Origin of the sequence: Bradyrhizobium sp. MOS002, assembly GCF_003020115.1 — a bacterium.
GTDB lineage: Bacteria > Pseudomonadota > Alphaproteobacteria > Rhizobiales > Xanthobacteraceae > Bradyrhizobium.
Genome location: NZ_PYFX01000007.1, coordinates 77225 through 91298, shown reverse-complemented (window position 1 = coordinate 91298; position 14074 = coordinate 77225). Strand labels below are relative to the sequence as shown.

12 protein-coding genes are annotated in these 14074 nt (G+C 63.9%); 7 read left to right on the top strand and 5 right to left on the bottom strand.

What is annotated here, in order from left to right:
- Nucleotides 1–90: 90 nt before the first annotated feature.
- Nucleotides 91–1470, bottom strand: coding sequence for a CmpA/NrtA family ABC transporter substrate-binding protein (locus C7G41_RS21805; protein ID WP_106944460.1), 1380 nt, complete (start codon nucleotides 1468–1470; stop codon nucleotides 91–93).
- 160 nt (nucleotides 1471–1630) lie between these two features.
- Between C7G41_RS21805 and C7G41_RS21800 the strand changes: the two genes are divergently transcribed.
- Nucleotides 1631–3559 (top strand): sigma 54-interacting transcriptional regulator, encoded by a 1929-nt coding sequence (locus C7G41_RS21800; RefSeq protein WP_106944459.1) that lies wholly within the window; start codon nucleotides 1631–1633, stop codon nucleotides 3557–3559.
- A gap of 6 nt (nucleotides 3560–3565) precedes the next feature.
- Here the strand turns inward: C7G41_RS21800 and C7G41_RS21795 are convergent, their stop codons facing one another.
- Genes C7G41_RS21795 through C7G41_RS21785 form a run of 3 tightly spaced genes read right to left on the bottom strand, consistent with a single transcriptional unit; the run spans nucleotide 3566 to nucleotide 6180 of the window.
- Nucleotides 3566–4444: a sulfurtransferase gene (locus tag C7G41_RS21795; RefSeq protein WP_106944458.1), complete on the bottom strand. Its 879-nt coding sequence runs from the start codon at nucleotides 4442–4444 to the stop codon at nucleotides 3566–3568.
- A 46-nt stretch (nucleotides 4445–4490) separates the two neighbouring features.
- Entirely contained in the window at nucleotides 4491–5603 is a 1113-nt protein-coding gene (locus C7G41_RS21790; protein ID WP_199198526.1) for an acyl-CoA dehydrogenase family protein, read from the bottom strand.
- A 31-nt stretch (nucleotides 5604–5634) separates the two neighbouring features.
- A complete protein-coding gene (locus C7G41_RS21785; protein ID WP_106944456.1) occupies nucleotides 5635–6180 on the bottom strand; it encodes an OsmC family protein in 546 nt (181 codons plus the stop codon).
- 245 nt (nucleotides 6181–6425) lie between these two features.
- Here C7G41_RS21785 and C7G41_RS21780 point away from each other — a divergent pair, with 245 nt between their 5' ends.
- Nucleotides 6426–7106 carry a TetR/AcrR family transcriptional regulator gene (locus tag C7G41_RS21780; RefSeq protein WP_199198525.1) on the top strand — a complete coding sequence of 227 codons (681 nt, stop codon included), beginning with the start codon at nucleotides 6426–6428 and terminating at the stop codon, nucleotides 7104–7106.
- Between the two features lie 78 nt (nucleotides 7107–7184).
- On the opposite strand, the gene C7G41_RS21775 is transcribed toward C7G41_RS21780, so the two are convergent.
- Nucleotides 7185–8753, bottom strand: a complete 1569-nt coding sequence (locus tag C7G41_RS21775) for an alpha/beta fold hydrolase (RefSeq protein ID WP_106944455.1) — start codon at nucleotides 8751–8753, stop codon at nucleotides 7185–7187.
- 150 nt (nucleotides 8754–8903) lie between these two features.
- Here C7G41_RS21775 and mddA point away from each other — a divergent pair, with 150 nt between their 5' ends.
- From mddA to C7G41_RS21750, 5 genes are all read left to right on the top strand, one after another.
- Nucleotides 8904–9707 (top strand): methanethiol S-methyltransferase, encoded by an 804-nt coding sequence (gene mddA / locus C7G41_RS21770; RefSeq protein ID WP_106944454.1) that lies wholly within the window; start codon nucleotides 8904–8906, stop codon nucleotides 9705–9707.
- Between the two features lie 134 nt (nucleotides 9708–9841).
- Nucleotides 9842–10381, top strand: a complete 540-nt coding sequence (locus tag C7G41_RS21765; RefSeq protein ID WP_245446613.1) for a LuxR C-terminal-related transcriptional regulator — start codon at nucleotides 9842–9844, stop codon at nucleotides 10379–10381.
- The gene (locus C7G41_RS21760) at nucleotides 10378–11355 is read left to right on the top strand and encodes an NADPH:quinone oxidoreductase family protein (protein WP_106944452.1); all 978 of its coding nucleotides are present in this window, start codon (nucleotides 10378–10380) and stop codon (nucleotides 11353–11355) included. Before C7G41_RS21765 ends, C7G41_RS21760 begins: the two co-directional genes overlap by 4 nt.
- A gap of 31 nt (nucleotides 11356–11386) precedes the next feature.
- Nucleotides 11387–12142: a PaaI family thioesterase gene (locus C7G41_RS21755; protein ID WP_106944451.1), complete on the top strand. Its 756-nt coding sequence runs from the start codon at nucleotides 11387–11389 to the stop codon at nucleotides 12140–12142.
- A gap of 171 nt (nucleotides 12143–12313) precedes the next feature.
- Nucleotides 12314–14017 (top strand): amidohydrolase, encoded by a 1704-nt coding sequence (locus C7G41_RS21750; RefSeq protein WP_106944450.1) that lies wholly within the window; start codon nucleotides 12314–12316, stop codon nucleotides 14015–14017.
- Nucleotides 14018–14074 lie beyond the last annotated feature (57 nt).

Here is a 14074-nt window from a genome sequence, read left to right as displayed (position 1 = left end):
TCGCCAAACTCCACCCGGAGGTTATGGGTCCCGGCCCCCGTGCGCAGCGCGCACTAGGCCGGGACGACAGCGGAGGCACATCGCGGGCGCTCACGACGCCTTCCTGATCTTGAAGCCCGCCAAATAATCCTCCGGCTTGGCCGGATCGAAAGTCTTGCCCATCACCGCGAACGATTTGTAGCTGCCGGCTGGCGGCGCGAGGCCCATCTCGGTCATCAGCTTCCTGGTGTCGGTGGCGAGATACACCTGCTCGGCGACCGCCTTGTAGTCGACGTCGCCCTTGATCTGGCCCCAGCGCTTCATCTGCGTCAGCATCCACACCGCGAAGGACTGCCAGGGGAACGGGTCGAAATCGACGCGCTTTTCATCGGTCTTCACGCCGCCGAGGCCGTCGGCATAGGTGCCGGTCAAGACCTGCTCCAGCACCGTGACCGGCGCGTTGATGTAGTTCGCCGGCGCGATCGCCTCGGCGATCTGCTTGCGGTTCTCCGCCTTCGACGCATAGGCGGTGGCATCGACGATCGCACGCGTCAACGCGGCAAAGCTGTTCGGAGCCGTCGTGATGAACTCGCGGCTGGCGGCGAAGCTGCAGCAGGGATGGCCGTCCCAGATTTCCTTGGACAACAGATGCATGAAGCCGACGCCGTCATAGATCGCGCGCTGGCAGATGTTGTCGGGTGCGAGGAAGCCGTCGATGTTGTCGGCGCGCAGGTTTGCCACCATTTCCGACGGCGGCACCGAACGCAGTTGCACGTCGGTGTCGGGGTCGATGCCGTGTTCGGCGAGATAGTAGCGCAGCAGATAATTGTGCATGGAATAGTCGAAGGGGATGGCGAACTTCATGCCCTTCCAGTCCTTCGGATCGCGCTTGTCCTTGTGCTTGGTCGCCAGCACGATGCCCTGCCCGTTGATGTTCTCGATCGCAGGGACAGCAAACGGAATGGCGTTGGCCCCGAGGCCCAGCGAGATCGCGAGCGGCATCGGCGCCAGCATGTGCGCGGCGTCGTATTCCTTGTTGATGGTCTTGTCGCGGATCACGGCCCAGCCGGCCGTCTTGACCACGTCGACGTTGAGGCCGTGCTTGGCGTAGAAGCCGAGGGGAGCGGCCATGATGATCGGCGTGGCGCAGGTGATCGGGATGAAGCCGACCTTGAGATCCTTCTTTTCCGGAGCGCCGGCCTGCGCAAAGACTTCCGTGGCGGTCTGAAGCGGGAAGAACTGCGACAGCGCGGCCAGCGCGGTGGAGGCACCGACCGACTTCAGGAATGCCCGCCGCGCCGCGTCCTGCGGAAACATCGCGCGCATCACGGCAGAGGCGACCACGCCCTCGTAGCGCTTCTCCTCGCTCTCGACGGGATCACAGCGCAACGCGATGGCCTGCTCATGCTCCGCCGCGGATTGATGCTGACCACAGGCACAGCCGGCTCGCAGGTTGCGATCGGGATCAAACGGATTGTCGAAAATGGACATCGGACCTCCTGCGCGTCATTTGCGAGAAGAATTACGCAAGGAGCATGCCACCACCCCCAGGCCGGCCAGTGCCTTGATGACGCAGCACTTTCGCTCGCACTTGGCCATTACGAAATTTCGTGATAAACGATATTTCGTAGTTCAATAACGAGATTTCGTAATGGCAACGACGCCAATACTCGCCCACGACGATGTGGCCCTGAGCATCGATCCGCGCGTCGCAGCCTTCGAATCCTCGGTCGAGGCGACGCTGCTGGTCGACCCCTTCGGCGACCAGATCATCGATGCCAATCCCGCCGCCTGCGCTCTGCTCGGCTACGACCGCGCGCTGCTGCGCCAGACCAGGGCGAGCACGCTACATGCCGGCGAGCTTCCGGCGCTGACCGTGTTCACCCAGGCCGTGCTGCACAGGGGCGCCTACTGGACCACGGCGCTCAACCCACGCCATGCCACCGGGCAAGATCTTCGGCTCGAATATGCCGGCTGCGTCCTGCCCCATGACGGGCGCACGCTGGTCCAGCTCACCCTGACCGATCTCGAAGCGCGCCGCCGCCGCAATGTCGATGCCGCCGCGGAAGATCATATGCGCAGCGGCATCTCGACCTGGCAGCGGGTCGAGCGTGTGTTCCAGGACATCGAGCGCGAGAACCAGCTGATCCTGCGCGCCGCCGGAGAAGGCATTTACGGCGTCAACGCCGAGGGCAAGACCACCTTCGTGAACCCAGCCGCCGAGCGGATGCTGGGCTGGACTGCCGAGGAGCTGGTCGGCAAGGAAATCCATCCCATCATGCACCACACCCACCATGACGGGCGGCACTATCACAACCATGACTGCCCGATCTACGCGGCGTTCCGCGACGGCGCCGTGCACCAGGTCGACGGCGAGGTGTTCTGGCGCAAGGACGGCTCGCCGGCCTGGGTCGAATACACCTCCACGCCGATCCGCGACCGCGGCGTGGTGGTCGGTGCCGTCGTGGTGTTTCGCGACGTCAGCCAGCGCCGCGAGGCCGACGAGAAGCTGCACGCCGCGCTCGCCGAGGTCGACCGCCTCCGCGAACGGCTCGAGCTCGAAAACGCCTACCTCCAGGAAGAAATCCGCATCGAGACCAATCCGCGCGGCATCATCGGTGGAAGCGAGGCGATTCAGAAGACGCTGCGCCAGGTCAAGCTGGTGGCGCCGACCACGGCCGCGGTGATGATCACCGGCGAGTCCGGCACCGGCAAGGAGCTGATCGCACGCGCCATCCACGAGGACTCCATCCGCAGCGACCGGCCGCTGATCCGCGTCAACTGCGCCGCGATCCCGCGCGAATTGTTCGAGAGCGAATTCTTCGGCCATGTCCGCGGCGCCTTCACCGGCGCGACGCGCGACCGCATCGGCCGGTTCGAGCTCGCCGATGGCGGCACGCTGTTCCTCGACGAGGTCGGCGAGATACCGCTCGAATTGCAAGGCAAGCTGCTGCGCGTGTTGCAGGAGGGCAATTTCGAGCGCGTTGGCCAGGAGCGCACCCGCGCGGTCGACGTCCGCGTCATCGCCGCGACCAACCGCGACCTCAAGCAGGAGGTGCAGCGCGGCCGTTTTCGCGAGGACCTCTATTTCCGGCTCAACGTGTTTCCGATCGAGACGGTGCCCCTGCGCGAACGGCGCGAGGACATTCCGCTGCTCGCCCAGCATTTTCTGACCCGCGAGAGCAAGGCGCTGAAATCGAATCTGCGCTTGTCGGAAGGCGATGCGCGGCGGCTGACCCGTTACGACTGGCCCGGCAATGTCCGCGAATTGCAGAACGTGATCGAGCGCGCTGCGATCCTGTCGCAGAACGGCCGTTTGCGGATTGATCTGCCCGACTCCTCAGGTCCGCAGGCCCCAGCTGGCGCCTCGCGGCAGAAGGCTGACGCGCGGCCCGCTGTGATGACGTCATCCGAAATGCGCGACCACGAGCGCGCCAACATCCTGGCCGCGCTCGAGGGCTGCGCCGGAAAAGTGTTCGGCCCCGGTGGTGCGGCCGAGATGCTGGATATCAAGCCGACCACGCTGGCCTCGCGGATCAAGGCGCTGGGGATCGCGCCCCGTCCGCGGGCCGGCGGTTAGCGGCGATCACGCCGCCTTGGTCGTGACCTCCGATGCAATCGGCAATCCCTGCTCGATCGGCAGCGACGGATCGCGCGACCATTCGTTCCAGGAGCCGAAATACATCCGCACATCCTTCACGCCGGCGTTCTTGAGCGCCAGGAACGTGTTCGAGGCGCGCGCCCCCTTGAAGCAGTAGAGATAGACCGGCGTGGACGGCGAGATGCCGACAGTGGCGCATTCCGCCAGAATCTCGTCCTTGGACTTGAAGCGCGGGCCCTCGGCGGTCGGCTTCATCATGCGATACCATTCCAGCCACACCGCACCGGGGATGCGGCCCTTGCGCGGGCAGAAATCCTTGCCGTAGGGCGACGAGCTGTCGCCGATCCATTCGTCGACGTCGCGCACGTCGAGAATGGCGACGCCGGGCTTGCCCACCGCCGCCAGCATGGTCTTGGCGTCGATCAGGATATCGCCTGCTTCAGGCACGATTCCGAACGACGCCTTCGCCGGCGCCGACACATCCTTCGTCACCGGAAGACCTGCGGCCGCCCAGGCATCGAAGCCGCCATGCAGCACCTTGATCTTGGGATAGCCGAGCATGGTGAGCAGGTAGTAGCCACGGCAGGACTGGCCAAAGCCGGAGTTCATCGACTGCTCGTAGATCACGGCCGTCTCCTTGCCGGACAGGCCCGCCGCGCCGAAGGCGTCGGCGAACTTGGTCTTCAGCTCGCTGATACCTTCCGGCGTCGAGGTCGCAAGAAACGTGAATATCTCATGCACGTTGACGGAGTTGGGAAGGTGCCCGGCGCCATAGGCGTCGGGGTTGCGGGTGTCGATCACGACACAGGGCTCGGTCTTCAAGAGATCGGCAAGTTCGCTGGCAGAGATCAGAACGTCCGTCATTGGCAGCCTCTCCGTTGAGGTTAGATGGTGGGTGGACTCGTAAAGCTCAGGAATCGGCGAGCATCTTTCGCAGCTGCTTGGTGGCAGGCGTGACGATGGCGACGAAATAGGCCTCGCGCAGGCGGCGCTGCGCGCGGTGGGACTTGAGGTAGCCGCGCGCGCCACAATGCAGCATCGCCGCATGCGCCGCCGCGACGCTGGCCTCGCCGGCGCGAAGCCTGAGCGCGATCACCTTGCGCCAGTAGGTCTCCTCCTCATTGTAGGGATCGCGCGCCAACGCCATGGTCTCGGTCTCGAGTTCGGCGGCGAGATCGCGGAAGTGCACCGGCTGTTGCGGCAAATAGCGGTTGATGTGGCCGAGGGGATTATCGACCTCGTCCATGATGTTGATGCAGTCCCTGATGACGCCGAGCGCCATGCCGGCCTGCAGCAGGATGAAGCCGGCGCGGATCTTCTTCACGAAAGGCGCGGCGGGGTCGGCGAGGATCAGCTCATCAGGCACGAAGACGTCGCGGAACTGCACGCCGTAAGTGCCGGTGCCGTCCATGGCAAGGAACGGCTTGCATGGCGTCAGCGTGATCGCGGGGTCCGAGCAATCGGCCAGGAACATGACAGTGCCCTGATCGTCCTCGCGCTCGAAGATGGTGCCGAAGTAATGACCGGGGCCGAGATTGGAGACCCAGGGCAGCGCGCCGCGCACGATGTAGCCGCCCTCGACCTTGCGCCCCTTCAATTTCAGCTTCTCGATGCCGAAAAAGCTCTTCATCGGATTGGAGAGCCCGGTGCCGCCGAGCACGCGGCCGGTCGAGAACGCATCGCCGAAGCGCTTTGCCAGCTTCATGTTGGTCGAGTTGGCGGCGTACCAGACCAGCGTGTTCTGGCACCACGCCATGAAGGCGGTGCTGCCGCAGACCTCGCCGATTGCCGCCATCGCCTGGATGGCACAGCGCAGATCAGCAGGCCCTTCGTGCGGCACGTGACTGCCCCAGGCGCCGACCTCGCCGAACTTGCGCAGCACCTCGGCCGGATAGACCGTGCCGGCATCGATGCCGGCTGCGAGCGGCGCGAGCTGCTCCCGCGCAATCCGCGCCACCTCACCTGCAATGGACGGTGCGGGCTGATCCAAAACTTCGGCCCGTGATAAAGCCAGTGAACCCATGATCGTCTCCCGCACCTTGTCCTGTTGCCGTCTACGAGATGCCGACCTCAAGATTGACCGGGCGGGTGAAGGTGTTGGCGACCGGCGACCATTGCTTCACATGGGCGACCAGCGCATTGATCTCGTCCGGCGAGATCCCCTCACATTCCATGTCGACCTTGACGCGCACGTCGGTGAAGCCGACCGGCTTGTCCGACATGTCGCCGGTGCCCCAGACCGCGGTGATGTTGAGATCGCCCTCGAGCTCGAGTTCGAGCTTGTTGACGATCCAGCCGCGATGCACGGCGTTGGCGTGCAGGCCGACGGCGAGGCAGGAGCCGAGCGCGGCGAGCGAGGCCTCGGACGGATTGGGCGCGGTGTCGTCGCCGAGCAGACCGGGCGGCTCGTCGACAATGTAGGGCGGCAAATTGCGGATGTAGTTGGCGTGGCGGAATTTTCCCTCCGCGACTGTCTTGCACTTCAAGGTCTTGATGACCTTCGGATTGGCCTTGCCGTTGGCGATCAGTTGCTCGAGGCCATTCTTGTCGATGGGCGCGAGGCAACCCGTCAGCACTGTCTTCTGAACGACGGCAGTCATCATTTTCTCCCTGGCAGAAATGGATATCGGAAGGATACCGAACGGTCTGTTTCCTTGCATGGAGCGTGCCAGAGCCGGCCAAAATCAAAAGGCGAAGTATTGGAGCCTCTTAGCGAACGCTGCCTGCGGATTGATCACCCCTCGCTTGCTCAAAGGCGATGCAGATGGGCTTTGCCTTGCGAATCTTTTCAGCGCGGAACAGATGCGGCTTGCTGATGCGGCGCGGCTGCGGGTAAGTTTGGCTTATGGCCAAGCTTTCACTGAACAAGCCCTCACTGAACAAGACGTCTAAGCAGAAGTCTCCGTCGCCGCACGGCGGCACCAGCGACGACGAGTCCGCGCGCGGGCGCCTGCTCAACGCGGCGACGCATCTGTTCTGCAAGAACGGCATCAACGCCACCGGCATCGATGCGATCATCGCGGAAGCCGGCACCGCGAAGACCACGCTCTATAAATTGTTCGGCTCCAAGACCAATCTGGTCAACGCGGTGCTGGAGAGCGAGGGCAAGCAGTGGCGCGAATGGTTCATCGGCGCCATGGAGGAAGGCGGCGGCGACGCGCAAGCCAAACTCACGCGCATCTTCCCGGCCCTGAAGAGCTGGTTCGCGGAAGAGCGCTTCTACGGCTGCCCCTTCATCAACGCGGTCGGCGAGCATGACAAGGACGCCAAGCAGTTCCGCAACATCGCGATGAAGCACAAGAAGATCGTGCTCGGACATATCGAGAAGCTCGCCGGCGAACTCGGATCGAACGAGCCCCTCGTGCTCGCGCACCAGCTCGGCCTGTTGATCGACGGCGCGATCGTCGCCGCGATGGTCTCGCGCGATCCGGGCGTGGCGGATACGGCGGCGCTGACGGCAGGCCCCCTGCTCGGCCAGTGGAAGGCAAAGAAGAAGCGCGCGGCGGATCAGCTCGAGGCGGTGTGATCGCTCCCATCCCGTAGCCCGCATGAGCGCAGCGACATGCGGGACGACCATCCCCGGATGTCGCTGCGCTCATCCGGGCTACAGCACTCGCAGCCGCTCCCTCGGTAGTGCATCAATGAACCGCCTGATCGCATCGAGCACCGGCTGCTGATCGCCTGCGAAGAACCAGTGATCATGGCCGTCGAGCTCGACGAATTGCGCACCTTTGATCCGGCTCGCCACATCGCGGCCGGCCGCGATCCGTACGGCCTTGTCGTTCCGACGATGCAGCACCAATGTCGGCATGGCGATCTGCGGCAAAAGCTGCCGCACGTCGGCGTCGCGAAACGCCTCGAGCACTGCCGAGATGCCGCCGGGACTGGAGGCCGCGCGCAACAGCCCCGCCCACCAGGCGCGGGCCTGGGGATCGCCGGCAAGGCTGGGCGCGAAGGTTTCAATCCCCACCGGACCGCCCCATTGCGCGATGAGGTGCTTGCTCCAGGCGTCGTACTGGCTGGCGCGCAACGCGTGCGGATAGTCCTGCGACCAGCAGCCCTTGGCCAGTGCACCGAACAGAATGAGCCCGGCCACAAGACGCGGCTGATCGACCGCAAATTTGATGCAGGCCGGCCCGCACTCGGATGCGCCGAACAGCACGACACGGCGTCCATCCACGGCCCGTAGCACGGTGCCGATATCCTCCGCGGTGACGTCGATATCAGGCGCCGATCCAACCCGGTCGGACAACCCGATGCCGCGACGATCGAACACGATCAGCCGCCCCAACTTCATCAACGAGGCCAGAAACGCCCGGCTCGCGGGATGCTCCCACGCGCGCTCCACATGCGAGACGAAGCCGGGCATGACCAGGATATCGAGCGGACCGCTTCCATAGGTCTGATACGCCAGATGCACACCGGCGCCCTTGACGTAGCGCGTCGTCGGAACGTCGGCGAGCGACGAGGCCGCGCCGGGGTCCATGAGCGCCTCGGTCTCGGCTTCCGGCGCTACCCCAAGCTCGTCCCGCAGCCGTTGCGTCAGGGCCGCATGATGCCGTTCGGCCGCGCTCCGGTCGCCGGCCAGCAAAAGGCTGCGGAGCAGATGCCGGCCATAGACCTCGCTGAGCGGATCGAGCTCGACCAGGCGTCCCGCATGCACCGTTGCGGCAAAATGGTCGCCGGCTGCATTCTTGTCCTGCACGAGACGCTCCAGCGCGTGCATCAGCCGCCCCCGTAGCGCCTCCCGCCGAAAGAACGCCCAGTCGTCGAATTCGGGGCAGTCGTCCAGGGCGAAGCCCGCCAGGAAATCTCCCCGATACATCAGGCAGGCTTCCTCGAAGGCGCCGCGATTGCAGGCGCTCTCGAACTGATGCGTATCCACATTTAGCTCAATCTCCGGAGACCATCGCACGCTGCTGCGGTCGGTCTCGAAGATCGACTGGCCAAGCGCAGGCTCGATGCGATGAAGCAGCCGTCGCAATCGCGCGAGACTCGTCTCGCGGGACGTCTCGGGCCACAGCAGCGTCGCAAGGACGTCCCGCGCGACCGCGCCGTTGGCCTCCCCGAGATAGATCAGCAGCGCAAGACCCTTGCGTAAAGCCAGCTTGATCGTGCGGTCGTCGGCATGGACCTCGGGGAACCCGAACGCTCCCAGCAAAAAGGCGGTCATGGAGATCCTCTCTCCCCTCGCGGCGTCCCCCGGGGGGACGCGCAGGGGACGGTCCGCCGATATGAGTCGGGCCAGATCGAGCCTGACCGCCAGCGAGCGGTTCGCGCTCCTGCATGCGGCACTGCTGTATCAGGCACAATAGGAAAAACCATGTTCGCACGCCTCGCAATCCTGCTCTACGCTCTCGTCAGCTATGCCGTATTCACGGTTTCGTTTCTCTACGCGCTCGGTTTCGTCGGCAATTATGTCGTGCCCAAGTCGATCGATAAGTCGATCGATCTGCCGATCGACGTCGGCGGTCCTGCGAATCTAGGCGGGGCCATCGTCGTCGACCTGCTGCTGATGAGCCTGTTTGCAATCCAGCACAGCGTCATGGCACGCCCGGGCTTCAAGCGATGGTGGGGACAATTCCTGCCCCTCGCCTGCCAGCGCAGCACCTACGTGCTGCTCTCCAGCCTGATCCTGCTGCTGCTGTTCTGGCAGTGGCGTCCGATCCCGGCACCGATCTGGCAGACCAGCGGCATTGCGGCCTGGTTGCTGATCGGCCTCCATTGGCTCGGCTGGCTGATCGCGTTTGCCGCGACCCACATGATCGACCATTTCGATCTGTTCGGCCTGCGACAGGCTTTCGCCGCGCTGCGCGGGGCCGAGATATCAGGTCAATCCTTCAGGACACCGCTGCTCTACAAGATCGTGCGGCATCCAATCATGCTGGGTTTCCTGCTCGCGTTCTGGGCGACGCCCGAGATGACCGCCGGCCATCTGCTGTTTGCGATCGCGAACACGGCCTACATCCTGCTCGCCCTGCAGTTCGAGGAGCGGGATCTGATCGCCGAGTTCGGCATGACCTATCAGCAATATCGCCGCCGCGTTCCGATGCTCCTGCCCCGTCTCTTCACGCGCCGCGCGACGGACGAGCGCCAGCCCCCTCGCCCCGCTGGTGCACCCCGATGAGTGCAATGTCACCTGTCCCCCGGATGTCGGCTGAGGCCGCCACGTTTGCCGATACGCTCGATGGGCTTGACGTCGGTCTTTGTCTCGTCGACGCGGCGGCGCGTCTCATTCACGCCAATACTGCCGGGCATGACATGATCGAAGCGCGCGACATCCTGTTCGAGATCCGCGGGCACCTCGCGGCCTGCGATCCGACGGTCAACCGGACCCTGCAGCATTTTTTCGCAGCCGCCGGTCAGGAAAACGCGTTCCTCGGCGCCGACGGAATTGCGGTGCCGATGATCGGCCGGGATGGGCAGCGCCACGTCGCCCATGCTCTGCCGTTGGCCTCCGGCACACGCCGACGTGGGGGCGTCGCCTACAGCGCCGTCGCAGCGCTGTTTGTCCGCAGGGCGGCACTGACGATACCGCCTCGTTCCGAAGTGATCGGCAAGGCGTTCAAGCTGACGCCAGCCGAACTGCGTGTGATGCTCGCGATCGTCGAACTCGGCGGCGTTCCCGAGGTGGCGGCGGCGCTCGGCGTCGCCAATACGACGATCAAGACGCATGTCCGTCGCCTGTTTGAAAAAACGGGTGCCGCGCGACAGGCGGATTTCGTCAAGCTCGTCGCGGGATATGCGACGCCGTTGAGAGAACCTGCCGAATATAGACAATCCGTTGGAGTGACGCGATGAGAGCAGTTCTATGCAGCTCGTTCACCGGACCCGGCGATTTGCGTCTCGGCGAGATCGACGAGCCGAAGCCGGCCGGCGACGAGATTCTGATCGACGTCCATGCGGCCTCGGTCAGTTTCATGGACCAGTTGGTGGTCTCGGGCCTCTACCAGATGCGGCCGCCGACGCCCTTCGTGCCCGGCACGGAAGCATCCGGTGTCGTCGTCGCGGTCGGCGATGAGGTCACGGCATTCGCTCCCGGCGACCGCGTGGCGTGCAGCGCCTGGACCGGCGGCTACGCCGAACGGATGATAGCGAAGGACTCAAAGTGCGTGCGTCTGCCGGAAGGCGTCGCGTTCGAGGCAGCGGCGACGGTCCTGCACAATTACGGCACGGCCTATTACGCCCTGGTCGAGCGGGCCCGGGCGCAGCGCGGCGAAACGCTGTTCGTCACCGGTTCAGCCGGCGGAGTTGGCCTTGCCGCGGTCGATCTTGGCCGCCATCTCGGCCTGCGCGTCGTCGCCGGTATCGGCTCCGATGACAAGGCCGCCCTGGTTCGCCGTTACGGGGCTGGCGACATCGTCAACTATCGCTGCGAGGATCTGCGCGACCGCATCAAGTCGATCACGTCGGGAGAAGGCATCGACATCGGCTTCGACAATATCGGCGGCGCGATCTTCGAGCAGATGGCACGGCTGATGAAATGGGGCGGACGGCTGATGCCGATCGGCTTCACCAGCGGCGAAATTCCACAGCTCCCGATGAACCTGCCGCTGCTGAAGAACTATTCCATCCTCGGCGTCTTCGTCGGCGCCTGGGCGGAAAAATTTTCCGCAGAAGCCGCGCGTATGAACGCCACGCTGATGCAATTGCTGGCGGACGGGAAAATCCGCCCGCATATCGACCGCGTCCTTCGTTTGGAGGAGGCCGGAGAAGCCATGCGCGCCGTGGCCAGCCGAACGGTTCAGGGACGAATTGTCCTCAAGGTCAGGTAAGGTAAGCCGGCCACGCTGGAGAGAGCGACCGATGACACAGATCATCATCGACAAGCGCTTTTGCGGCCCTCCGAACTCCGGCAACGGCGGCTATGTCTGCGGCCGGCTCGCCCGCCACATTCCCGGGGGTGCGGAGGTGACGCTGCGCGCACCGCCTCCCCTGGACACGCCGCTCGATGCGATCGCAACCGACGACGGCACATGGGAGCTTCGCGATGGTGGTAACATCGTCGCGACCGGGCGAGCGGCAAATGTCGAGCTTTCGCGCTTTGAAAAAGCCAGCTTAGAGGAAGCCTGCGCCGCCGAATTGCTGACCCCGGTCAAGCCGCCCGAGCATCCGCTGCCGACCTGCTTCGTCTGCGGTCCCGCAAGAGCGAAGGGAGACGGCCTGCGCATCTTCGCCGGATCGCTTGCAGGTCATGCGCAGAAGGCCGTTCTCGCGGCGAGCTGGACCCCGGATCAGAATCTGACCGCCGAGGACGGCCTGATCGCCCCTGAATTTCTCTGGTCGGCCCTCGATTGCCCCACCGGCTTCGCCTGCAACTGCGATCAACAGAGCGGCAGCTTCGACAAGGCACCGCTGCTGCTGGGGCGGATGTCGGCGCGGATCGAAGTCCGCCCACGCCCCGGAGAGCGCTGCATCATCACCGCCTGGCCCATCGGCCGCGACGGCCGCAAACGCACGGCCGAGGCAGCGCTCCACGATGAAGCCGGGAAGTTGTTGGCGGTGGCCCGAACGACATGGATCGCAGTCGACCGCGATGTGCAGCTTGGGCGCTCTTCGTAGAGGGGACATGGGCGCCCGGTACCGGGACGGCCAGCTTTCCAGCTAACCACGGGAGCACTCCACTTTGCCATCCGTGCGACGCTGCCAAGCGTCGAGAAGCGTTGAACCCACGTTTAATCAAAGATACTCTTGCAGCTGTCGCCAAGCAAAAAAGATCCAAGAGGGTACGCGATGGTCCGCAAGTTAAAGGCATTTGCAATCCTTGCTACGGGCATGTTCGTCGCTGGCGTCGCAAATGCCGAGGCACAGCAGCCGGAGCTTAATGCGCCTGACCTCGTCCTCGTTAATGGCAAGGTTCTGACCTTAGACGACCGATCGACCGTCACGGAGGCAGTCGCCGTCGCGGATGGAAAGATCACCGCGACCGGAACCAGTGCTTCGATCAAGGCGCTTGCAGACGCCCGGACCCGCGTGCTCGACGTGTCCGGCAAGACCGTCATCCCCGGATTGATCGATACACACGCTCACTTCAAGGCCGCTGGTCTGGGCGACTATGTCGTAAGCCTTGGCCGAGCCAAGACCGTCGCGGACGCGCTCGAGGCCATCAAATCATTCGCCACCAAGAAGAAGCCGGGTGAGTGGATTGTAGGTGGCGCGTGGCATCCGCCCTCACAATTGGCCGAGAAGCGCTATCTCACGAGGCACGAGATCGATAGCGTTGCTCCGAACAACCCGGTCTATCTTCGCACCGTCGGGCATTTCTCGATGGCGAACACCATGGCTCTACAAGTGGTCGGTGTCGACAAGACCACCGCGGATCCGAGTGGTGGAAAGTTTGAACGCGACGCAGCCGGTGAATTGACTGGCGTGCTCGTGGAGACGGCGATCGATCGGGTCGAGAAGGCCGTACCACCTTGGACAGAAGACGACGAAATGCGGCAATTCACCATTGCCGAAGGTGTGCTGAACAGCTTTGGCATCACCAGTGTGATCGAAGGCGCAACAGAGCCACGCGATGTCCGAACGCTGCAGAAGCTTGTCGCAGCCGGGAAAGCCACTTTGCGCACCGGCGTGATGTTTCGACCGGAGCCCCCCGCCGATCTGACCGCATGGGAAGCGATCATGTCAGGCAATGGGGCCTCATCAGGGTTCGGTGACGATTGGCTCAAGTTCGCCGGCATCAAGATCTTTTACGACGGCGGCATGACGCTGAAGACGGCCCTCATGCGTGACGTTTACCCCGATTCACACGACAACTATCACGGCATCACGCAGCAGACACCTGAGCGGCTGAAGCAACTCATATCCGTCTGCAACCGTTATGACTGGCGTGTCGGAGTCCACGTCGTGGGCGACCTGGGTGTTGACCAGGTGCTCGATGCCTTCGAGGCAGCGGATAAAGAAAAATCGATCCGCGACCGTCGCTTCGTCCTCATCCACGCCAGCCTGATCCGGCCAGAACAGATGGAGCGTGCGCAAAGACTAGGAGTCCGCATCGATTTCCAGAACGTTTTCATGTGGGATAAGGGAGCGACCGTCGAACGATTTCTCGGGAAAGCGACCGCTGACCGCGCCGTGCCGACCAGGACGTTGATCGAAAAAATGGGACTCAACAGCCTCGGCGCCGGGACGGATTTTCCGGTCAACCCGATCAACCCCTTCCTCAACATGTACATCATGGTGACCAGGAAGGATCCCAACGGAAACATCTACGGCTCGGCAGAAGCTATTACGCGCGAGCAGGCCCTACGGCTCTACAGCAGCGCGGCTTCGCGCTACAACTTCGATGAAGCCCGCAAAGGGACCATTGAGCCCGGAAAGCTGGCGGACATCGTGGTGCTCTCCGCCGACTTCGCGGCCGTGCCGGAGGAGCAGATCAAGGACATCAAGGTGGACCTGACCCTGGTCGGCGGCAAGGTTGTCTTTCAGCGCTGAACCGGCGCTGATCGGCCAAGGTGAGCGAGAGCGACAATTCGCTCTGTTTCCCGACGA